20 protein-coding genes are annotated in these 22,149 nt (G+C 43.8%); all 20 read left to right on the forward strand.

The features are described from left to right. The first annotated feature begins 171 nt into the window (after nucleotides 1-171). The 20 genes from NSQ46_RS02230 (at nucleotide 172) to fliB (ending at nucleotide 22,129) form a co-directional block, all read left to right on the forward strand. Nucleotides 172-2,061 carry a DEAD/DEAH box helicase gene (locus NSQ46_RS02230; RefSeq protein ID WP_342576970.1) on the forward strand — a complete coding sequence of 630 codons (1,890 nt, stop codon included), beginning with the start codon at nucleotides 172-174 and terminating at the stop codon, nucleotides 2,059-2,061. Between the two features lie 221 nt (nucleotides 2,062-2,282). Then, the gene (locus NSQ46_RS02235; RefSeq protein ID WP_342576259.1) at nucleotides 2,283-3,152 is read left to right on the forward strand and encodes a ComF family protein; all 870 of its coding nucleotides are present in this window, start codon (nucleotides 2,283-2,285) and stop codon (nucleotides 3,150-3,152) included. Nucleotides 3,153-3,274: 122 nt separating this feature from the next. Continuing rightward, nucleotides 3,275-3,685 carry a TIGR03826 family flagellar region protein gene (locus tag NSQ46_RS02240; protein WP_007132309.1) on the forward strand — a complete coding sequence of 137 codons (411 nt, stop codon included), beginning with the start codon at nucleotides 3,275-3,277 and terminating at the stop codon, nucleotides 3,683-3,685. Between the two features lie 86 nt (nucleotides 3,686-3,771). Beyond that, nucleotides 3,772-4,068, forward strand: coding sequence for a flagellar biosynthesis anti-sigma factor FlgM (gene flgM / locus NSQ46_RS02245; protein ID WP_028405620.1), 297 nt, complete (start codon nucleotides 3,772-3,774; stop codon nucleotides 4,066-4,068). Beyond that, nucleotides 4,065-4,565 (forward strand): flagellar protein FlgN, encoded by a 501-nt coding sequence (locus tag NSQ46_RS02250; RefSeq protein ID WP_340898675.1) that lies wholly within the window; start codon nucleotides 4,065-4,067, stop codon nucleotides 4,563-4,565. The genes flgM and NSQ46_RS02250 overlap by 4 nt, the downstream gene beginning before the upstream one ends. Nucleotides 4,566-4,584: 19 nt before the next feature. Next, the gene (flgK, locus tag NSQ46_RS02255) at nucleotides 4,585-6,156 is read left to right on the forward strand and encodes a flagellar hook-associated protein FlgK (RefSeq protein WP_342576260.1); all 1,572 of its coding nucleotides are present in this window, start codon (nucleotides 4,585-4,587) and stop codon (nucleotides 6,154-6,156) included. A 45-nt stretch (nucleotides 6,157-6,201) separates the two neighbouring features. Further along, entirely contained in the window at nucleotides 6,202-7,062 is an 861-nt protein-coding gene (gene flgL, locus NSQ46_RS02260) for a flagellar hook-associated protein FlgL (protein WP_342576261.1), read from the forward strand. A gap of 12 nt (nucleotides 7,063-7,074) precedes the next feature. Then, a complete protein-coding gene (locus NSQ46_RS02265) occupies nucleotides 7,075-7,650 on the forward strand; it encodes a DUF6470 family protein (RefSeq protein ID WP_342576262.1) in 576 nt (191 codons plus the stop codon). 74 nt (nucleotides 7,651-7,724) lie between these two features. After that, on the forward strand, nucleotides 7,725-8,186 hold the full coding sequence (locus tag NSQ46_RS02270) for a flagellar assembly protein FliW (protein ID WP_342576263.1): 462 nt from the start codon (nucleotides 7,725-7,727) through the stop codon (nucleotides 8,184-8,186). After that, nucleotides 8,164-8,400: a carbon storage regulator CsrA gene (gene csrA, locus NSQ46_RS02275; RefSeq protein ID WP_099478257.1), complete on the forward strand. Its 237-nt coding sequence runs from the start codon at nucleotides 8,164-8,166 to the stop codon at nucleotides 8,398-8,400. The genes NSQ46_RS02270 and csrA overlap by 23 nt, the downstream gene beginning before the upstream one ends. Nucleotides 8,401-8,567: 167 nt before the next feature. Next, nucleotides 8,568-9,401, forward strand: coding sequence for a flagellin (locus NSQ46_RS02280; RefSeq protein ID WP_099478258.1), 834 nt, complete (start codon nucleotides 8,568-8,570; stop codon nucleotides 9,399-9,401). Nucleotides 9,402-9,465: 64 nt separating this feature from the next. Further along, nucleotides 9,466-9,810, forward strand: a complete 345-nt coding sequence (locus tag NSQ46_RS02285; RefSeq protein ID WP_342576267.1) for a flagellar protein FlaG — start codon at nucleotides 9,466-9,468, stop codon at nucleotides 9,808-9,810. Between the two features lie 16 nt (nucleotides 9,811-9,826). After that, the gene (gene fliD, locus NSQ46_RS02290; RefSeq protein WP_342576268.1) at nucleotides 9,827-11,362 is read left to right on the forward strand and encodes a flagellar filament capping protein FliD; all 1,536 of its coding nucleotides are present in this window, start codon (nucleotides 9,827-9,829) and stop codon (nucleotides 11,360-11,362) included. A gap of 46 nt (nucleotides 11,363-11,408) precedes the next feature. Further along, the gene (gene fliS, locus NSQ46_RS02295; RefSeq protein ID WP_342576270.1) at nucleotides 11,409-11,792 is read left to right on the forward strand and encodes a flagellar export chaperone FliS; all 384 of its coding nucleotides are present in this window, start codon (nucleotides 11,409-11,411) and stop codon (nucleotides 11,790-11,792) included. Further along, nucleotides 11,789-12,118, forward strand: a complete 330-nt coding sequence (locus NSQ46_RS02300; protein ID WP_342576272.1) for a hypothetical protein — start codon at nucleotides 11,789-11,791, stop codon at nucleotides 12,116-12,118. The genes fliS and NSQ46_RS02300 overlap by 4 nt, the downstream gene beginning before the upstream one ends. A 22-nt stretch (nucleotides 12,119-12,140) precedes the next feature. Then, complete coding sequence (locus NSQ46_RS02305; RefSeq protein WP_342576274.1) at nucleotides 12,141-16,085, forward strand: IPT/TIG domain-containing protein; 3,945 nt, start codon at nucleotides 12,141-12,143, stop codon at nucleotides 16,083-16,085. Between the two features lie 69 nt (nucleotides 16,086-16,154). Beyond that, nucleotides 16,155-17,249 (forward strand): glycosyltransferase family 2 protein, encoded by a 1,095-nt coding sequence (locus NSQ46_RS02310; RefSeq protein ID WP_342576275.1) that lies wholly within the window; start codon nucleotides 16,155-16,157, stop codon nucleotides 17,247-17,249. Nucleotides 17,250-17,258: 9 nt separating this feature from the next. Next, nucleotides 17,259-19,130 carry a glycosyltransferase gene (locus NSQ46_RS02315; protein ID WP_342576277.1) on the forward strand — a complete coding sequence of 624 codons (1,872 nt, stop codon included), beginning with the start codon at nucleotides 17,259-17,261 and terminating at the stop codon, nucleotides 19,128-19,130. A gap of 18 nt (nucleotides 19,131-19,148) precedes the next feature. Then, nucleotides 19,149-20,921 (forward strand): glycosyltransferase, encoded by a 1,773-nt coding sequence (locus NSQ46_RS02320; protein WP_342576279.1) that lies wholly within the window; start codon nucleotides 19,149-19,151, stop codon nucleotides 20,919-20,921. Nucleotides 20,922-20,923: 2 nt separating this feature from the next. After that, nucleotides 20,924-22,129 (forward strand): flagellin lysine-N-methylase, encoded by a 1,206-nt coding sequence (gene fliB, locus NSQ46_RS02325; protein WP_342576280.1) that lies wholly within the window; start codon nucleotides 20,924-20,926, stop codon nucleotides 22,127-22,129. Nucleotides 22,130-22,149: the final 20 nt, after the last annotated feature.

Raw genomic sequence — 22,149 nt, forward strand, 5'->3', positions numbered from 1 at the left:
CATGCCTCGCTCGGTACAGTGAAGATGGGGGGGGCAAATGCCTTCCGGTGGAATAGGCGTGGACTGGAAATTACGATCTCTAATATGGCTCGAGTTTTTGCATGGATGATTCCTCGTCGTGGTTTGGATTTATCAGAAACTTTAGCGGTGGAAAATGGAGGGTTTGTGGATATGCAGATGATTGTATATGCCGTCCGGACAACGGATGCATGGCGATGCTATCTCTCACTCGATATGCAGGTGGATTTGCAATGGTGGTATGGAGACGGAGAGGGGCAAAGAGAGATCAGCGACCGTCCGCCTCGTATGGTTATCCTTGCTTCTTCGATCCCTCTGGGGTGGGCCGCCGTGATCCGGGATACGTTCAGACCGCTTCAAGAAATGGATCAATGGGGGGGAGACGAGTGGCAGGGCTATGTGGATAAAAAGATTACAAGCTACATCAGCGAGGAGCCCGAGCGGAATCAAGCGAGATGGAGGACCGTCACGCAGGATGTTCGCGTGCTCGACGAGCGTGCGGTGCTGTCCGGCTGGACGCCAAGGGGCAGCGAGGAATGGAAGGCGCTGATGAGGCAGGCTGAGCAGCTCATCTGCGCCATCGAGGGCCGAGCCTTGCTTGCCGGCGAGGTCGAGGCTCTTCTGGCGGAAGCCGCCGGGGGCAACGGCGGCTGGCGCTCCGCGGCCCAGCTCGGCGTCCTGCTGGGCCGCCTGCGCATGGAAGCGGGGCTGGCGCAGCCCGCCCCGCGGGTGCCGCCCGGCCGGCTCCGCCGCGGCCGGGCCATGGCCCCCCGCTGCCGGCGATGCGGCAGCGAGGCCCGAAGCCGCACGGCATGCGCCGCGTGCGGCTCGGCGGCTTGCGCCTATTGCGAGGCCTGCCTCGCAATGGGGCGCAGCCGCGCTTGCACCCTGCTGCTGCATGGCGCAGCAGGGCCGGCCGTGCGGGGCACGGCCGGGGGTTCCCCCACCGCGGCCCTGGGCCGGTGGGGGCTGAGCGCAGCGCAGAGCGCCGCCGCCGGCGCTGCGCTGCGGTTCTTGGCGGAGCCGCCCGCAGGGGGCTCCGCGGGGCCCGCCCGGTTTCTCATCTGGGCGGTCACCGGCGCCGGAAAGACCGAGATGATCTTTCCGCTGCTACAAGCCGTATTGGACGCGGGTGGCCGCGTCCTGGTGGCGGCCCCCAGACGCGATGTCGTGCTGGAGCTGGCTCCGCGGTTGTCTAAGGCTTTTCCGGACGAGCAGGTCATTACGCTATATGGTGGCAGCCCCGAGCGATGGAAGCGGGCGAGCATCACTCTGGCAACAACGCATCAGCTGTTACGGTTTCGGGAGGCGTTCGATCTCGTGGTCATTGATGAGATCGATGCCTTCCCCTACCATAACGATCCGATGCTGGCTTATGCAGCCCGGAATGCTTGCAAGAAGGAGGGCAAATACATTTACTTGTCGGCGACTCCTCCTGCCCCTCTCCAACGGGAGGCTGCCAGGGGACGATTGCCCCATGCCAAGGTTCCGGCCCGTTTTCATGGACATCCGCTGCCGGTTCCTCGCAAGCTAAAGATCTTTCCGGTGCACCGCTGTTTGCAGCAGCGCCGGCTGCCGGTCCCATTGGTGCGCAGCTTGAGAGCTTCGTTGTCGCGCGGGGCTCAGGTGTTCCTGTTCGTCTCCCGGATCCGCCATATCGCCCCCTTCCTCGAGCTGCTGCAGCAATCAATGCCGGATACGCCGATGGATGGAACGTCTTCCGTCGATCCTGCACGTGCGGACAAGGTCATGGCTTTTCGCCACCGGGAGATTCGGCTGCTAGTCACGACGACGATTCTCGAGCGGGGTGTAACGGTACCGAAGAGCGACGTCTACATCGTTGATGCCAACAGTGATCTGTTTGACGAGGCCGCGCTCATCCAAATGGCAGGACGGGCAGGGCGATCGAAGGATGATCCGGCCGGGCGGGTGGTGTTCGCCGCTCCCCAATGGACCCGGAGCCAGAGTCAGGCCGTACGCCAGATCAAGCAGATGAACCGGATTGCGGGTAAAGGTGGCTACTTGCGGATAGAGCTTACATAGGGACTTTACAGGGGGACATTGGTAATCATGAGACGCTTTTGATTCCATTATGCTTATGGTTGGCGAGATCACTGAATTAATGAGGTGTACAAGGTACAGGACAGACAACATAGGAAATGATTCTTAGAATGTTATGCACCACCCACTCCACTTGGTGAGTCGCTAGGAGAACGGGAACGAATACGCGCGCGAACCGATTTTTTTGGAAGGAGACGATCGATGTGATTTTGCATTCCCTCAAACAGATTCTGGATAAGGCTCATGGCTTTTTGGGCACGGCTGCACAGATTTGCTTTGCCTGCGGGAAGAACGCTCCATTAAACCGGGAGTTCGCCGGCATATGCGATGCTTGTGCCAGAGCGATTCCCTGGATCGTACGTCCCCGCTGCCTGGACTGCGGGAGGGCGATCGGGTGTCCGGATTGCAGCCGTACAGGGCCGAACGAACGGGCTTTTGTCATGAATCGGAGCGCGGTTATGTATAATGGGCTGATGCGCGAATGGCTGGCCCAATACAAATATCGGGGAAATGAACGGTATGCCGGTTTGTTGGCGGGAATGCTAGCCCGGGCTTATGCGCTTATGGAACGGGAGCTCAGCCCTGAGGGGCGTGCTCGTCATCTGCGGGTCGGGCAGATGAGCCGCTGGATGGTCCATGCCGTAACTTCGGTTCCGGTCAGCGAAGTCCGGCTTCGGGAACGGGGGTTTAATCAGGCAGAGGCGATGGCAACGGGAGTTGCCCGGCAGATAAAGGTGCCGTATCTTCGCCTGCTTCAGCGGAAAAGGCATACCGATAAGCAGAGCTTTAAAACCCGAATGGATCGAATGAGGGATATGGAGGACGCATTTGTTACGAGCCCGCATGCAATCGAGCTTTTGTCTCGGGCTCTCGCAGCAGCTTCAGCGGAGAAGCGGATGAACATGGTCCCGGATAGGAGCAATGATGCGCTGCTTCCCCTTCGCGTTTTGTTAATCGATGATATTTATACTACCGGGAGCACGGTCCACGCCTGCGCGGAGGCGTTGCGAAAACATGAAAAAGCCCTGGGTCAGCCGATAGAAGTTTATTGCTTAACTTGGGCCCGATCTTAAGAGGTTAGAATGGAGCGCATGGGAAATCTCATGATTTCTATATTCGGAAGATAGACGTAAGGCCTGATATCATGTAATCTAGGGGTATCAAAGGTTCTAGATAAGCATGGAGGTCGTTTAGCATGAATCTGGGGAATTGCCCTCGGTGCGGCAGATTGTATGCATTGAATTTTCGGGATATGTGTTCGGAATGCTTGAAAGAGATTGAGAAGGAATACGAAAAATGCGCTACTTTTTTGCGGGAGCAGAAAGGCGCGACGATCCATGAAGTATCGGAGGCGACAGAGGTTTCGATCCGCCAGATTACCCGGTTTATCAGGGAAGGCCGGATATCGATTGCCAATGCGCCCAACATGGCTTATCCGTGCGAGGTATGCGGCACGCTGATCCGTGAGAGCAATATGTGCGAGTCCTGCAGGACAAGACTGACGCGGGAGCTTCGTCAAGCGGCTGAGACCGACCAGGAACATCAGCCCGGGTCCGGCAAAGGGAAAGAGACTTATCGCGCAGTCGATAAACTGCGTAAATACTAACTTTTGAACTATTAACTATGCTCCATTTCGTACCGATAAACTTAGTAAAGCTTATCGGTTTTTTATTTTAAGTGAGGTGATTAAACGTGAAGATTAACGAATCGGGACGCGTGAACGGCGTCAATTCGTATCAACGGAATATAGAATCTCGGGAGCTACAGCATATCGATAAGAAGAAACGCAAGAAAGACGAAGTATCGATTTCACCGGAGGCGATGGAACTGAGCGCACAAAGCAAGGTACAGGATCCGGAGCGTGCAGAGAAAATCCAGCGCTTGAAGGAAGCCGTATCTAACGGCACCTATGAAGTGCCTGCAGACCGTCTTGTAGATAAATTGCTCCCGTATTTTCAAACCTACAATAAATCGGGTGAATCCAAGTGAGTGCAAGATCCATTATTGATTATATGAAGCGTCAGGACGAGCTGCACCGGCAGCTGATCGAGGCGGGGAATGATAAGAAGCAAGCCATTATAGCGAACGATGTGGAACGCCTGGCAGCAGTCATGAACAGGGAGAACCGCCTGCTGAAGCAGGTGGCGGAAACGGAAGCGCTGCGACAAGGCGCTGCAGAGGATTTTTTGCGCGAGAAGGGCATCCGCTCCCAGCTTCAGCTGACGGTTACTGAAATGACTCGTCTTGTATTTAACCCGGATGAGAAGACGGAGCTGCTGGATGTACAACGTCAATTAATGGACAGGCTGACGGAGCTTAAGGAATTGAATCAGATCAACCGGGAACTGATTGAACAGTCCCTTGCATTTATAGACTACAGCCTTAATCTGCTGGTCAGCCGTCCAGAAGATGACATGCTATATCAGAATCCGAACCAGCCGAGTACGGCAGGCAAAAGCCGAAGCATGTTTGATACCAGGGCATAAGAAGAAAGGAATAGGTACGATGAGATCTACATTTCATTTGCTCGAAATCGGAAAACGGGGCTTGATTGCCCAGCAGGCTGCGATTAACACGGCCGGCCATAACGTAACGAATGCGAATACCCCTGGTTATTCCCGGCAGACGACACGTCTGGTTGCATCTAACCCGATTGCCTTTCCGGGAATGCAGCGCTCGCAGGCAGCGGGCCAGCTCGGTATGGGCGTGGAAGCTGAGAGCATCCGGCGGGTACGCGATTATCTACTGGATATTGAATATCGGAATCAAAACACGAATTTGTCAACATGGAACGTTCAGCAGGAGACGCTTTCGAATATCGAGGGGATTTTCAACGAACCTTCGGAGAGCAGTTTAAGCGCAAGCGTTGCGGAGTTTTGGACAGCATGGCAGACGCTGAGCAAAAATCCGAGCGATACGGATTTATCGGCCCGCATGGCCGTTCAGCAGAAAGCGATCGCATTGACGGAGACGTTTAATCACATATACTCCCAGCTGGATACGCTTCGCAACAATTTGACTTCCCGGATCGACACCAAGGTGGAGGAAGCTAACAATTATATCGATCAGATTGCGGAGCTGACGCGAAGCATTAAACGGATCGAGGGGCTTGGCGACAACGCGAACGATCTAAGGGATAAGCGGGATCTGCTTGTCGACCAGCTCTCCGTCCTCGGTAATGTCAACGTGACCGAAACGGGCGATGTGTATCAGGTGACGTTCGGAAACCAGGTCGTAGTTGATGATATGGCGTCGACCCCGGTAACCGCAGCGATTGCTACTACGTTAACGGGCGGTGAGATTGCCGGCTACGTTACGTCCCGCGATATTCATGTTGAAACGTACATCAACCAGCTTAACATTATGGCAAATACGCTCGCGACCGGAAAAGTGGAAGTAACGCTTCCGGCAGGCACGATTCTGCCTCCAGGCGTCTCCATCCCGAATGCGGTGATGGATCCTACCAATCCGCGTAAGCTGGCCCAAGACACGAAGCATACGGTGGATGGCCTCAACGGACTGCATAAGCTGGGTTATACATTGAATGAACCGGCAACCGCAGGGACGGATTTCTTCGTGTCGGCAGACGGCGGACCGATTACAGCGGGGAACATGAGATTAAGCACCACCATTCAAGCGGATTTGAAAAATATCGCAGCGTCCCTACGGACGGAGATGAAGACAAACCCGGACGGCAGTACGGCCGAAGTCGTTCTAAAGGGAAATGGCGGTATGGCCTTATTGATCGCCGGCTTGTCGGAACGCACATTCAGCTTTAACCCGAACAACAATAACGGCGGCGTAACGGATGTTACAAGTTTTGAAGGATATTTGCAGTCGGTCATTTCCAAATTAGGTACGGACAGCAGTAACGCTAAGAAAATGGTGGAGAATGGGGCATTGCTTGTAGAGCACGCCGACACGCTCCGCATGTCGATCAGCAGCGTCTCGCTTGATGAAGAAATGTCCGATCTTATCCGCTTCCAGCATGCTTATAGCGCGTCCGCGCGCGTTGTTACGACAATCGACGAGATGCTGGATAAATTAATCAACAGCACCGGCATCGTCGGCAGATAGGAGGAATGAACGATGCGGATAACGCAATCCATGATGACTAGCACCATGATGAGCGGCCTGCAGGGTAACTATAAACGCCTGGACAAATACCAGGAGCAGATGATGACCCAGCGCCGGATCAATCGTCCTTCCGACGATGCGGTTGGTGTTGCCAGCGCTCTGCAATACCGCAGCCAAATTACGGCGACGACGCAGTTTGAGCAAAACGCGGAGGATGCGGACTCGTGGCTGAAGTACGGGGACACGGTCATGACCGAGGTTACGCAAATCATTCAGCGTTTATCGGAGCTGGCCGTTCAAGGTGGAACGGATACGGTGCCTAAGGATGCGCGTGAAAATATTGCGGCCGAGGTGGATCAACTATTTCACCAGCTAGTTTCATTAGGGAACTCTCAATTTAAGGGGAAGTATATATTTAACGGGGAACGGACGGACCAGAAGCCTTTTCCGGACGATCCTGTGGGGACGGCGTACAAGTTGGATACTGGTGAAGTGCGATATCAGGTAGGGGCTGGAATAACTGTTACTGTAAACACTCTTGGGGAGCAGGTATTTGGTGCACATGGAGATGCCTCTGGCATTTTTGTGGTGGTAAATAATTTGAAGCAAGCTTTACTTGCGGATGATACCACAGGTATTCAGAATGCAATTCCTGCTTTACAAAAAAACCTGGAGACCACCGTTACAAAACAGGCTGAAATGGGAGGCAAGCAGAATCGATTGGAATTTACACTCAGCAGGCTTGGCGATTTGAATATTAATTATATGGATCTTCAATCTAAGGTGGAGGACGCTGATATTTCAAAGGTCATTATTGATTTGAAAACATCGGAGAGCATTTATCAGGCTTCATTGGATACAATGGCCCGGATCATTCGTCCGAGCTTGATGGATTTCCTAAGATAAGGGGGAATACCAATGAATATTCCCCGTATTCAGATTCAGCAAGGATACTCACAAATCGGACTTGAGACAACCAAGGGGCAACAAAGCATCGAGCAGCCAAGACCATCACTCAATATGAAGCAGCAGCGCGGTCAACTTGAGATGGAGAGGACTAGTCCTATATTAGAAGTTGATTCGAGAAGAGCTTGGTCTGCACTCGGCAAGGCCCGATTCGAGGAAATGACGGACCGTGTGTCGCAATCTTCTCTTCAGATCTCCATGCACAATATTGCAGATATTGCCCGTAACGGGGATCGGATGATGGCTTTTCATGAAGGCGGCAACGTATTTGCAGAGATTGCAAGGGACAACGTATTTGGAGAGCGGCCAAGAGTAGAGATTACGGGGGATCCGGGATACGACAATGTGGATATTACTTTTATACCGGGCCAAATACATACAAATTATACGCCGGGCGGCGTTACCTTTAATCCCGAGATCTATAAGCCGGTCATTGATTACTATCCTGGCAAGGTCAATCCGTATTTGGTTCATCAAAATTTTATATTTATGTCTGCGACGGGCAAACAGCTGGATGCAGTTGTCTGACGACAGGTATACAATAGCTATAATGGACAGGTGTCATTATAGCTATTCTTGTTAGAAAGGGAGGATCGGGAGACATGATTGTCAATACAAAGAGATTTGGACCTATCCACATTACAGAAGAACAAGTAATAACTTTTATAGGGCCTGTACTTGGCTTTAATGGCCTGGATAAGTACGTGATCATTCAATCTGAAGATAAGCAACATCCGTTTGAATTTTTGCAATCCATTGAGGATGAAAATTTGACGTTTATCGTTACGGATCCGTTTATCTTTTTTAAAGAATATGAATTTCAACTTGACCCTCATTGGATTGAGGTTTTGGGGGTGCAAAGTGAGGAGGAGGTTCAGGTAATGGCGATTGTAACGGCTCGTTCTGCTGAGGATATTACCTGTAACTTAAAGGCTCCGATTGTACTGAACAGGGATAGAAACATCGCTGCCCAGATCATTTTGGATCATGGGAACTATACAACAAAACAACCGTTGGGAGGGAAGAAAGGAGAGAGTTCTGATGTTAATCCTGTCAAGAAATAAGGGGCAAAAAATCATGATTAATGATAATATCGTTCTCTCCGTTATTGAGATCAACGGAGATCAGGTCCGGATCGGTATCGAGGCGCCTTCGAATGTGGCGATTTATCGAGAAGAAATTTATGAGGCAATCAAACAGCAGAATCAGCACGCCATAGAGTTTAATACAGACATTCAGGATATTTTAAATCAAGTAGCAGCACAAAAAAAGGAATAAAAAATCTATTAAAAAAATCAATCTGCTATAAACATTAAGGTTAAAACGCCGATAAATATAGTAGTGGGTCAAAGACGTAGCAGTGACGGCCGAATGCTATGGTCTTGATCACAAAAGGGTGAAGCATGGATGCGAATCACCAACATATTCCAAGGAGGAGTTTTATCATGCGTATTAACCACAATATCAGCTCTTACAACACGCAACGCCAATTGACTTTCAACAACACACAACAAGGTAAATCCCTGGAGAAATTGTCTTCCGGTTACAGAATCAACCGTGCAGCTGACGATGCTGCTGGTCTGGCGATTTCCGAAAAAATGCGTAACCAAATTCGTGGGTTAGAGCAAGCAAACAAAAATGCACTGGATGGCATCTCCTTAATCCAAGTAGCTGAAGGTGCTTTGAACGAAACTCATGCAATGCTGCAACGTATGGCTGAGCTATATGTACAAGGCGGTAACGAAACCTTGACCACATCTGATGCAGAAAAAATTGATGCTGAGATTGCACAGCTGTCTGCTCAAATTGACAGCATCGCTACACAAACACAATTTAACGGTAAGAAACTGATTGCCGCTAACGTTACTGGTAATCTTACTTTCCAAGTTGGGGCTAACAGTGGAGAAACAATCACAGTTGCTCTTCAAAAAGCAGATGCGGCTACTTTAGGTGTGGATATGACAGCGCTTGGTTCGTTGGCAACTACTCCTACCAACGCAACAGCATCTACTGCTCTGACTAAAGTTCAAACTGCAATCAATACTGTTTCTCAAATTCGTTCCGATCTCGGTGCTGTTCAAAACCGTTTGGAACATACAATCAACAACCTGGGTACTACTGCTGAGAACCTTCAGGCTGCTGAATCCCGTATTCGCGATGTTGATATGGCTAAAGAAATGTCGAACTTTACCAAAAATAACATTCTTCAACAAGCTGCAACTGCAATGCTCGCCCAAGCTAACCAACAGCCTCAAGGTGTATTGCAATTGCTTCGTTAATCTATTTTTTGAAGGGCCGGCCGGTTTTCCGGCCGGCTTTTCTTATTAACTGGAGGGAATTGGTGTGCAAATTTCTGGGGAACAGACCCGGGCTTCCATTTCTTCTTATAGACGAACGGACAACCAGATGCCTGTACAGAATGGATCCGACCAACTGGAGTTTCACGTTGAACTGGATTCCGTAAATAGACAGGAGTTAGATCAGCTTGTTGAGAAATACAACAAAGCGTTACAAGAGAATGGGACAGAGCTAAAGGTCAGTATACATGAAAAGACACAATCTATTGTTGTTAAAATAGTTGATATCCACACAGATGAGGTAATAAAGGAGATTCCGCCGGAGAAAATGCTTGATCTGGTCTATAATTTATGTCAGAGCCTAGGGATCTTTGTTGATGAAAAACGTTGAAGGGAGTGAATAGTAAGTGAGTAACATATCATCGTTGTATAATCCAATTAGATACACGGGTCTTGGATCTGGAATGGATATTGATAGTATTGTCAAAAGTCTAATGGATGTTGAACGACTGCCGCTACAAAAGCTTACCCGACAAAGAACCAGTTTAATATGGCAGAGGGAAGATTATAGAAGTATGAATACTGCCCTTTCCTCGTTTCGTAGTGCTGCAGAAAAATTAAGATTGAGCAGTGGATTTGAGAGTAGTCAAGTAACTTCTAGTAACCCAGCGGCTGTAGAAGTTAGTGGATCAAATAGTGCTGGAGCGGGATATAACTCAATAAAAGTATTGAATCTCGCAACCTCGGCCTCTATAACAGGACAGGCACTCCCTATTGGTACGAAACCGGAAGATGTTGTAGGTGTAAATGGGACTTTCGAAATTACGGGGCCTAAGGGTACATCCTCTCCAATTAGTATTACATCAGGGACATCAACGATTTCTTCCATTATTTCTGACATTAATGCGCAATCATATATGACGGGTGTCAAAGCGAATTATGATGCAAATACTAGACGGATCTTTTTGACAACGGATACGACTGGGGCGGAATCTAAAATCTCAATTAATGATAACGATGGTGCATTAGAAGAGATCTTTAAATTATCTGCTTTGTCAGTGGAAGGAAAAAATGCGAAATTTGAATACAACGATGTAAATGGACTAGATAATTATCTTGAGAGTGCCACTAATAATTTTACTCTTAATGGTCTAACATTCACTTTAAAGGCCCCCACCTCCGAGGCTGTTTCGATCATGGTTACTAAATCGAATAATACCGCTGTGGAAAATATCAAGGAGTTTGTTAATCAATATAATAATATTATTGACAAGTTTATGGGCGCCACTTCTACTCGTCCTGATAAAAATTATCAGCCTCTTCTTGATGAAGAGAAGGAGGCAATGAAGGATTCTCAAATTGAGAAATGGGAATCGAAGGCTCGACAAGGATCGCTATATAACGATTCAATTTTAAAAGGGGCTTTAGACGATTTCCGTAAGGCGTTCCGAGAGCCAGTCACGGTTGGCCAAAAACCAGATGGGTCTGACGATAAGAGGCTACTAAGCTCGATTGGTATTACTGTAATGATGGATCCTAAGCAGAACGGAAAGCTACAAATTGACGAGGAGAAGCTAAAAAGTGCATTAGCTTCGGACCCGGAATCAGTAAAGAACATTTTTATGAAACTTCCTAGCGAATCAGCTAAAGCCGATCCTCAAGAGAGATTTGAGGGAATGGGATTTGCAGAACGACTTTATGAGTCCATAAATAATCAAATTAGTAAGATAAACAAAAAAATTGGTTTTGGTTCTGCTGAGTCCATTGATGACAGCGTACTTGGAGAGCAGTTAAAACAATTAAATGCCAGAGCTATAAATTTACAAGATCGAATTACTATGATAGAAAATCGGTATTATAAAAAGTTTACGGCTATGGAAACCGCGTTGCAATCTTTAAATAATAAAGGGTCATGGATTTCTTCTCAACTTAGCTCCCTATAAAATATTAAAATATAAAATTCAGTGAATGGAATGTGAGGACTTCGCAATGCAGACAAGCATACAAGATAAGTATTTAAAAGTTCAGGTCGAGACTGCTTCTCCAGGTGAGTTGACTCTTTTACTATATCAAGAACTTGTTAGAACCTTGTATAAAGCGCGTCAGCTTGGTGCACAAGGTGAATGGTTTAATAGTGTTGAGCCACTTCATAAAGGAAGAGATATCTTATTCGAGCTTATGTCTACGCTGGATATGAAATACGATCTTTCTAATGACTTGTATGAGTTGTACAGCTTTTATGCTCAATGCATAGCAACAGTTATCATTAAGCATGATGGAGATTTGCTTGATGAAGTCCTGGATTTCGCAAAAGGGATGCTCGATACATGGAAGCAGGTGTTACAAATTGTGAAAAGCGGTAATACCTTATGAGCCTTACAGCTGAAGAAATACTGTTGTCGATTGAGGAAATCTATTCTCAAATACTTCGAGATGATCAGTTTGATTCCTACCTTAAGCATGAGGAGGAGTTGGAACAACTATATTCTGATCTTCAGAAAATTAAGTTGGACTCAAAAATCAAACCGTTCCTTGAAAAAATTCATCAACTAAATCAGCAATTGGTTGAACGAATGAACAACGAGAAGGCTCTTTTGATGCGGGAAAAGGGCATTTTTGAAAGAAAGAAGATTGCTTCTGTCCAGTACTCGAATCCCGCTACTCAATATGATTCCTATTTTATTGATAAGAAACGGTAATTAACTCAAAGGAGGGCTGTAAGTGGTTAGAGTAAGAAAGGGAATCGTTTTTTTATGTGTACTAGTACTATTTTTCGGAGGCTTTCCAATCACTTCTCAAGCAGCAGATAACTATGTCTCCGTAACAAAAAGTGTTAACCCTTCTTCAATTTTAACACCTGAAGAGGCAGAAGTAACCTTAAATATTACAGGCACGCCACCGGTTAATGTGATTAGGCCTAATGATGTAATATTGATTATTGATCGCTCAGGCAGTATGAGTACCGAGAATAAAATGAGTGCAGCGATTCAATCAGCTAAGAAATTTGTCGACCTTATGGATTTAACTAAACACCGAGTTGGTGTAGTTGATTTTAGTTCGGAAACGAGTATTGGAACTTTCCCGCTATCAACCGATGCGAACGCTGTAAAAAATTACATTAATGGCCTCAAAGCAAACGGATCTACAGCTACCGGCGATGCAATCAAGTATGCGAGAGAATTACTTGCAAATCATCGACCAGACGCCCAACCTGTGATAGTTCTAATGACTGATGGCGACGCTACCCAGCCTACTGGAAGAGCTTATGAGTATGCACTAGAAAACGCAACATTAGCAAAGGAAGAGGGAATTGTATTCTATACAATTGCCTTATTGTTGTCTAGTGATAATCCACAAACCAGTGGCCCTAATATCTTATTGAAAGAGATGGCTACAACTTCACATCATCATCATTTCGTGCTAGGATCTGTGGGGCTCGAAGCAATATACGAAGCGATCGTTCAAGAGATCGGCCTGGCAAGTGCATATGATGTAGTGGTGAAGGATATTATATCTCCTGAATTTGAAATTGTGCCTGGTTCATATGATAATAATATTCCAAAACCTGTGATCAGTGGTAACACATTAACATGGAATTTCCTGGAGTTAAAAACAGATGTTCTTTCATTTACATACAAAATTCGGCATAAAGAAGGACAACCAACAGGTACATTCCCTACATCGACAATAGATTCTACTATTATTTATAAGGACTACACAGGGACTCAAAGAAAATTACCATTACCTGCAACTTATCTTACAGTTGCATATCCGAAACCTGTTATTGAAAGGGTTGAATTGGATAACGGTCCTGTACAAGGGGGAGAAACTGTAATTATTACAGGTTCTAATTTTAGGCCTGCAGCTATTGTAAAATTCGGACCGATACAAGCTTCGAAAGTTGAATTTGTAAGCCCAACAGAGCTCCGCGTAGTAGCACCGCCTGGGGAACAGGGAACTGTCGATCTGACCGTTATAAACGATGACAGACAATTAGCCAAAGCGAAGTATACCTACTATGCTGATCCAGTAGTTAGTTTGGTAACACCATCTAGTGGGCCTATGTCGGGAGGGGGAACAGTCACACTCTCTGGCCAATATTTCTTGAATGGTGTTAAAGTGAAGTTTGGAGATCAATACGCACCGAAGGTTGTTTATAACAGTAGCACCAAACTGACTGTTACAGTTCCAAAATCGGCTATTGATGGTCAAGTAACAGTAACTGTTGAGAATCCAGACAATCGAAGTGGCATACTTAGCGATGGATATACTTATATAGCGCCGCTTAAACCTACAATTGAAAGCCTTACCCCAAATGAAGGACAACTGCAGGGTGATGAGTTAGTTTCACTGAAGGGGACGAATATAGAACCAGGGGCTAGGCTTTTCTTTAATGATAGAGAAGTCTCCATAACACTAGTTTCTAATGCTGAGGTTAAGTTTCGTACACCTGCTTGGACTACCCCCGGTAAGGTCGATGTAAGGATAGTAAATCTTAGTGGGGAAGAATTTACTTTAACAGATGGATTTACGTATCTTGAACCACCAAAACCTCCGGCACCTATTATCAATTCGTTGTCTCCAAATTCTGGCCTAATTAGCGGGAATGATCTTATTAATTTGGCCGGGGAATACATTCAAAATGGAGCCAAATTGTATTTTGATAGTGTGGAAGTCCCTGTAACCTTTATCTCTGACAAACAGTTGAGGTTCAGAAATCCGTCTTGGGCTTTGTCTGAACTGGTGGATGTAAGGCTTGTAAATCCAGATGGTCAAGAAGCAATCTTTCCCGATGGTTTTGAGTACTTGCCATTACCTGGACCAGTCATAAACAGTGTTACGCCTAATAAAGGTTTGATTTCGGGTGGTACATTGGTTTTGATTAGTGGGGAAAACTTCGATACAGGAGCTAAGGTGTATTTTGATTCTAAGGAAGTTCCTGTCACGTATCTTTCTGATAAGGAATTACGAGTGAAGACTCCAGTTTGGTCTGCTGCTGAATCCATAGATATCAAGGTTATCAATTCAGATAAGCAGGAAGTAGTCTCTTTCAATGGATTCACCTATGAAGAGCCTCCGAAAGCTCCTGAGCCAACTATAACGAGTGTCACTCCAGCTTCAGGACTTACAACCGGAGGAGATATAATCACAGTTACTGGGACAAACTTTGTTTCCGGAGTAAAAGTTTATTTGGATAATACCCAAGTGGTTGCTAGCTTTATATCGGATACAACACTCAGATTCAGAACTCCTTCATGGCCAGTTGCTGAAGCGGTTGATGTGAAGGTGGTGAATCCGGATGGTGGAGAGTCAGTATTAATCGATGCTTACACATATGAAGCACCTGTTGTTAATCCACCAACAATTAATGAGATCAGTCCGAATACCAGTCTTACTTCAGGAGGAGTTTTAGTCTATATTACTGGAACTGATTACCAATACGGAGCAAAACTTTATTTGAATGATATTGAGGTTCCAGTTACTGTATTGGCGGACAATATGCTACGTTTCAGAGCCCCTGTCTGGCCGTCAGCAGAAACTGTAGATATTAAGATCGTAAATCCGGATTTACAAGAAGTTGTTGCAGCGGCTGCATTTACCTTTACCGAGCCGCCTAAGCCTCCGGCCCCTACAATTACGGGTATCGATCCCGTTGAAGGCCCGCTTGAAGGAAATAATTATGTATATATTCGTGGTCAGAATTATCAAGCTGGGGTAAAAGTTCGGTTTGGTTCTGCTGAAGCAAAACAAGTTACATTACTGGATGCTACACAAATTCGTGTGATGGCTCCAGCTTCCAACGTCGTGGGAACGGTTGATGTCACTGTAATTAATCCTGATTCTCAATTAGCAACACTGACTAGTGCCTATACCTACAAAGAATCACCAATTACGATTAATAGCATCTCACCGGCAAAAGGGCCAGTGGCTGGTGGACAATTAGTGTATATTTATGGTACGAATTTTAAAACAGGTCTAACATTCCAATTTAATGGAAATATCACTAATTACGAGTTGCTGGATACTTCAACTTTACGTTTCAGAACTCCAGCCGCTGCTTCCCCTGGCAGCGTGCCGATCGTTCTGACTAGTGCCTCTGGCGGTTCAACGGCATCGGCTTCTTATCTGTATGAGGCCCCACCAGCGCTTCCTGCGCCATCCATTAGTTCATTAAGCCCAGATCATGGACCTTTAGCTGGTGGAGGGTTGACTTACATCTACGGTAGTAACTTCCGTGATGGAATTACCGCTACTTGGGGAGGAACACCTCTAGCTATCACATACTTGGACCCAGGAATGCTTCGATTCCGTGTCCCTGCAGGTACTGTTGCAGGACCCGTGGAGCTTAAGTTGACTAATCCGGATAACCAATCAACTACTGCTAGTTATACTTATGATGCTCCACCGGTTATTGTCCCTACTCTTACTTCTTTAAGTGCTACAGGCGGCCCAATAAGTGGTAATAATCTGTTGTACTTGTACGGAACAAACTTTAAGGCTGGAGCTAGAGTAACAATTGGTACGGTTACACTAGATGCGACATACTTGGATCCAACGATGTTACGCATACGTGTTCCTGCAGTAGCTTCTCCACAGTCTGTAACCGTGATGGTCACGAATCCTGATGGAAAGGCAAGTAATGTTTTAGCCTATCAATATCAATAATTAAACTAGCAATCAGGGTACCTATAGGTACCCTGATTGTATTTAGCAATAGAAAGTAGATGAGAATAAATGACCCTACCGATATCATTGTGCATGGTTATTAGGGATGAAGAACATTCACTAGAAGCTGCTATAGAATCATTACAACACATAATAACTGAAATTATTGTAGTAGATACAGGTTCAAATGATCGATCAATTCAACTCGCAGAGAGTCTAGGGGCATACGTTATCCAATTTAAATGGTGTGATAATTTTTCTGCAGCTCGTAATCGGGCAATTGAAGCTGCAACTAAACCTTATATTTTTATGATGGATGCTGATGAGAGATTTGACAAAGGAGGATTTGAAAATTTAAAAAACTATATAAATAGCGGCACCGGTTTATCGGGTAAAGTGATGATCAAGAATTATACCGACACAGATGAATATTCCACTAGTCAGGCAAACAGAATTTTCCCTAATAACCATGACTACCGCTATGAAGGTAGAATTCATGAACAGCTTCAATATAAAGGACGGACTCCTCAAAGTGTAAATACCGGCATTACTTTGCTCCATTTTGGCTACATGGATGTGAACATTCAAGAAAAAAATAAAATCAATAGAAATCTTAAGCTTTTGTTTAAAATGAAACATGAGGATGGGGATCGACTTTACATTTCGTATCAAATCGGGAAGACATACTATGTCGGTCATCAATATGAAATGGCATTTGAATATTTATCAAAAGTAACGGATTATGTCGAAAAAACGAATAAAGTGATGGTTCCATATGCTTCAGACGCATGGTTAGCCCTATGCTATTGTTTATATCATATGAGAAATTTTAATCTTTTAACAAAATATATTGAATCGGGGATTGAGTTTTTTAGTGATTATACCGATCTATATTTTATATACGGTTTAGCACTGACTTCAATGAATCACCCTGATGCTTTAGCAATGATCCCTGCAGTATTTAACCATTGTTTAGCTTTAGGAGAATCAGACCCTACGAAGTATGAAACATCTAGGGGTGTCGGAAGTTTCAAAGCACATTACAACTTAGGTGTCTATTGGGAAGTTATTGGTGATTTAGGGAAGGCCATAAATCATTATGAACAGTCGGCAAAGGAAGGTTTTCTTAATGCAATTAATCGGCTTGAAGCATTGAATAACTAAGGAGGCATTATGACTAGAAAATCTATAAGTCTTTGTATGATTGTGAAGAACGAGGAACGTTTTTTGGAGCGATGCCTTAATAGTGCGAAGGAAATTGCTGATGAAATAATTGTTGTTGATACTGGCTCCACTGACCAAACACCCCAGATCGCCAAAGCCTTCGGGGCTAAGGTTCATTTTACAGAATGGAAAAATGATTTCTCTCTAGCAAGAAATGAATCCTTAAAACATGCGACAGGTGAATATATTCTAGTTCTTGATGCAGATGAATATATTGATCCTACCAGTGCTCATTGTTTTGATGAGCTAATAAAGGACGTGTACTTTCTAAATATAAAAAGTGTACTAAGGGGTGGAATAAGCACTGTACATCCTGTTATTAGGTTATTCAGAAATCATATAGGTTTTCGATTTACAGGAAAGATACATGAGCAGATTTTAATCACAGAATCAGCAGGTTATAGCCAAGAATACTCTAGTATTACAATTCACCATGATGGATATTTGAGGGAAGTCATAGCTGAGAAAAACAAAGAGAAACGAAATCTAGATATTCTACAAGCAGAATTACAGGAGAATGAGACAGGATTTGGATTGTTTAATTTAGGAATGCAATACAAAATGATGGGAGAGTATGAAAAAGCTATAGAAATGTATGAGAAAGCTTTCCCTCTAAGCATAGAGTATAGCTATATTACAAAATTAATCTCTAGTATGATTCAGTGCCATATTGAATTAAAGCAATATGAAAGTGCATTGATCATTTGTTCTCAAGCCATAGAAGCGTATAACTCTTACACTGACCTTTATTATCTCCAAGGACAAATTTACGAAGCGCTGAAGTATAGAAATGACGCTATTAAATGTTTTAAAAAGTGCTTGGAGCTGGGGGAGGTTAGAAACCCTGAGTTAATGACGTTCTACGGAGTTGGGAGTTATATGGCGTTTACTTCTCTAGCTTCTATTCAATTTGATAGAGGGGAGCTTGATAAAGCCGTTAGTAATTTGAAATCGGCTCTGAAGATAAATAAAAAATACATGCCTGCAGTAAAGCTGATGTTTGATATAACAAAAACACTTAATTCCAAAGATATGATTTCTTTTATCTCTGGCATGTGGGAAATTGAATCCATAGATGATTTGAAAGAAATGATAGGGGTTCTATACAAGTTAAGACATCCAGCATTGATTACTTACAGTGAGATGTATAAGCATAACGTTGACAATAACATTAAAGTGATTATGTATCTTTATGACGGACAATATCAAGTGGCTGAAGATTTATGGATTAGCGATGAGTATACTTTCGAGAGTGAACAGGAGACAGATCTCTTGCTATGTGGAGTATTGCTCGGTTCAAAAAGGACTTTTAACAAATTCAAAGCATCTTACTCATTCGATGAGCTAGGCTTGGAAATCATTGATCGAATAATCGAAAGAAAAAAGTTTGCTTTGTCTGAATGCGCCGAATCTCTTAAAGCTTTGTTTATCGACTGGTTTGAGAAATTAATAATTTTACGAGAATTTGAGTTAATAGATTATTTTGTCGAAACCATGCCCGAATATTATCTTCGGTTCGGATTTGCAAGACATTTATACAAGCATGGTTTTACAGATGTAGCCTTTCAATTGATAGAATCTTGCTTTAGAAATTTAGACCGAGATGGCATGGTCTGGATAGGAGAGTGTTTAAAGAAGGAACACAATGATGCGGAAAGTCTCGAATTTTATCAAATGGCGTTGAATCAAGGGATTACATTTAATGTTCTCGAAGATTGTTATGAGATTTATTTGCGGAACGGCGAAGCTTCAAAGGCAGAGGAAATGGCTCATTTAATGAAAAGAGCGGTACCTACTTCCGAATACGCTAAATCACTATAAAACTTTAGGAGTCTAAAAATGAAAACGAGCATCATTATTCTCACCTTCAATAAATTGGATTATACGATTCAGTGTATTGAAAGTATTCGTCAATTTACAACCCCAGGTACTTATGAACTAATTGTCATCGATAATTTATCAACGGATGGAACGCAACAATGGCTGATGGACCAAGATGATATTATTTCGATTTTAAATAAAGAGAACCTTGGCTTTCCAAAGGGATGCAACCAGGGGATAGAGATAGCTACCGGTGAGGCAATACTATTATTGAATAATGACACGATTGTAACAGAAAATTGGCTGGATAATCTCACTGCTTGTCTTAACAGTGACAAAAAGATAGGTGCTGTAAGTTGTGTCACCAACAATAGCTCGTATGCACAATCTATTCCCACTTCATATAATTCGTTAGAAGAAATGCATTCTTTTTCAAGGGAATTTAATCACCTGGATTCTTCGAAGTGGGAAGAGAGGCTGAAACTAGTAGGTTTCTGTTACCTAATTAAGAAAAGCGTAATTAAAGAAGTTGGTCCTTTGGATGAAAGATTCACACCAGGAAATTACGAGGATGATGATCTATCCGTAAGAATTCGCCTGGCTGGATACAAATTAATCTTATGTAAAGATACATTTATTCATCATTATGGTAGTGTATCCTTTGGTAGTAATTCCAAGTCCTTTAATCATTTACTTGCAGAGAATGCAAAAAAGTTCGAAGAAAAATGGGGGTTTAACCCTGATTATTCCCAGTTTATTAGAAACGATATTGTCACTGTAATAGACAGTGACCCAATGGATCCTATCAAAGTTCTAGAAATCGGTTGTGCATGTGGCGGAACATTGTTGAAAATTAAAAGTATCTATAAAAATAGCTCGTTATACGGCATAGAACTAAACAAGGCTTCAGCCCAGATCGCTTCACTGATAGCCGATGTTCGGAATGACGATATTGAATCAAACTGTTTGTCCTATCCCGAAGATTATTTTGACTACATTATATTCGGTGATGTTTTAGAACACTTGCACGACCCTTGGGGTGTTTTAGAACGAGTTAAAAAGCATCTGAAATTTAATGGAAAGATAATTGCAAGCATCCCGAATGTTATGCATCATAGCGTTATTGACAGTTTATTGAGAGGATCATGGGACTATACCAAATCAGGAATTTTAGACCAGACCCATATTAGATTCTTTACATTAGACGGCATACGGAAGATGATGTTTCAAGCTGGGTATTATCGACTGAACATTTTTGCTAAATCTGTAACAAAATTAAGTGAAGATTCTCTTATTCATAAGATAGCTCCATTTCTCGACGAAAATGTTCTGGTACAATTTAATGCTTACCAATATATTGTTAGTGCTTCAAAACATAATTTGGATGAAGTGTTTGCTTCATTAGTGGAACAGACACTTGAAGCAGTCTCGATAGTTCAAAAACTTGAACCATATTCCTACGATGAAATAATCAAGGCAGTTGTATTCGGAAAAGAAAAAATCACAGACAAAGTGGAATTGCTGAATTTAATTGGGATTGCTAATTTTGAATTAGGGAAATATGATAGGGTTTTGCCATATTTTGAACAAAGTTATTATCTAAATCAAGAAGATGCTGATACGTTGTATAATCTCAGTTACTTTTTGCAGGTGATTGGTGAAAATGAACAGTCTAAGGTATTCATGAGCAGATTAAATGAGATCAGCCCAATAATTTATGAAGAGCTGAGAAGTGTATTGTCGACAAAAAATGACGAGACAAACACAATCAGCGTTCAGAAAAGAGATTAATTATGGAAAAGAAATTTGTCGTACTTCAGCCCCAATATATGAGGGACTTTCAGTGTATTGGGGCTGCTTGCACAGATACCTGCTGTTCAGGATGGCAGGTTTCCATCGATCAACCCACTTATAAAAAATATCGTAAAATAAAAGATCGCAGTATTGCAGAGAAAGTTTCGAATTTTTTAGTTGAAAATGATAATCCAACCGAAGAGGCTTTTGCATATATAAAACTCAATGATGATAGATGTGGATTTCTAGATCAAGGCTTATGTGGGTTGCAGTTGAATTACGGAGAAGACTACTTATCTAAAACATGTCTTGTATATCCAAGGGTACTAAATCACGTTGATAATCGTTTGGAGATGTCTGCTAAACTATCGTGTCCCGAAGCAGCAAAATTATCCTTACTAAATGAAGATATTATGGAATTTGATATAGTCGAGTGTAATTTGAACTCTCGTTATAGTATATCCAGAGCAGTAAATACCGAGGGGGATTCCTGGAGAAGCTCTTTTTGGGATATCCGTACATTTGTAATAGACCTGCTCCAGAATCGTCAGTATTCCATTTCTGAACGGATGATTTTGTTAGGTATGTTTTGTAATAGATTGCATGAGGCTTCAATTCTTAATGATAAGTCCGCAATAAACAAGTTGATATCTGAATATTTAATTAAGATAGATAACCCTCTAATGCGTATGCAAATTTCCAAATTACCAACTGCCAATCACGTCCAAATTAAGCTGTTGATGGAATTAATGGAGAATAGAAGAACTAATCATGCGAGATTTAACGAATATACAAACCAATTGAAGGAAGCGTTCTTGCTTGATTCGTTGGATCAAAGACGTATAGAAGAGCGTTTTAGATTGGGTCAAGCGAAATATTTCCAGCCATTTATGGTACAGCACTCTTATATACTAGAAAATTATCTTGTGAATCTCGTGTTTGAAAGATTATTTTTGTTTGACCCCAATTTTAGTGTAATGGATGACTATATATTGCTCGTGGCTATGTATAGCACAATTAGGTTTTATCTTCAGGGAGTGGCAGCATTTAATGAGCGGATGACAGCAGAAGAGGCGGTAGCTGTTATTCAAGCATGTGTTAAGAATATTGAACATGACGGATTGTATTTAAAAAGAATTACTGACTTTATTAAGAGTGTTGAGCTCGATTTACAAGCATTACTTATTGTATTAGTAAATGAATAGTGTTTCACCCCCTCCCCTGC

This window comes from Paenibacillus sp. FSL M8-0142 (assembly GCF_038597315.1).
Taxonomy (GTDB): domain Bacteria; phylum Bacillota; class Bacilli; order Paenibacillales; family Paenibacillaceae; genus Paenibacillus_AQ; species Paenibacillus_AQ lactis.

Excerpts from the sequence above, each read along its gene's own strand:
- NSQ46_RS02230 (WP_342576970.1), top strand. The coding sequence starts at position 172 with ATGCAGATGATTGTATATGCCGTCCGGACAACGGATGCATGGCGATGC.
- NSQ46_RS02240 (WP_007132309.1), top strand. The coding sequence starts at position 3,275 with ATGAATCTGGGGAATTGCCCTCGGTGCGGCAGATTGTATGCATTGAAT.
- flgK (WP_342576260.1), top strand. The coding sequence starts at position 4,585 with ATGAGATCTACATTTCATTTGCTCGAAATCGGAAAACGGGGCTTGATT.
- flgL (WP_342576261.1), top strand. The coding sequence starts at position 6,202 with ATGATGAGCGGCCTGCAGGGTAACTATAAACGCCTGGACAAATACCAG.
- NSQ46_RS02265 (WP_342576262.1), top strand. The coding sequence starts at position 7,075 with ATGAATATTCCCCGTATTCAGATTCAGCAAGGATACTCACAAATCGGA.
- NSQ46_RS02270 (WP_342576263.1), top strand. The coding sequence starts at position 7,725 with ATGATTGTCAATACAAAGAGATTTGGACCTATCCACATTACAGAAGAA.
- csrA (WP_099478257.1), top strand. The coding sequence starts at position 8,164 with ATGTTAATCCTGTCAAGAAATAAGGGGCAAAAAATCATGATTAATGAT.
- NSQ46_RS02280 (WP_099478258.1), top strand. The coding sequence starts at position 8,568 with ATGCGTATTAACCACAATATCAGCTCTTACAACACGCAACGCCAATTG.
- fliS (WP_342576270.1), top strand. The coding sequence starts at position 11,409 with ATGCAGACAAGCATACAAGATAAGTATTTAAAAGTTCAGGTCGAGACT.
- NSQ46_RS02300 (WP_342576272.1), top strand. The coding sequence starts at position 11,789 with ATGAGCCTTACAGCTGAAGAAATACTGTTGTCGATTGAGGAAATCTAT.
- NSQ46_RS02310 (WP_342576275.1), top strand. The coding sequence starts at position 16,155 with ATGACCCTACCGATATCATTGTGCATGGTTATTAGGGATGAAGAACAT.
- NSQ46_RS02315 (WP_342576277.1), top strand. The coding sequence starts at position 17,259 with ATGACTAGAAAATCTATAAGTCTTTGTATGATTGTGAAGAACGAGGAA.
- NSQ46_RS02320 (WP_342576279.1), top strand. The coding sequence starts at position 19,149 with ATGAAAACGAGCATCATTATTCTCACCTTCAATAAATTGGATTATACG.
- fliB (WP_342576280.1), top strand. The coding sequence starts at position 20,924 with ATGGAAAAGAAATTTGTCGTACTTCAGCCCCAATATATGAGGGACTTT.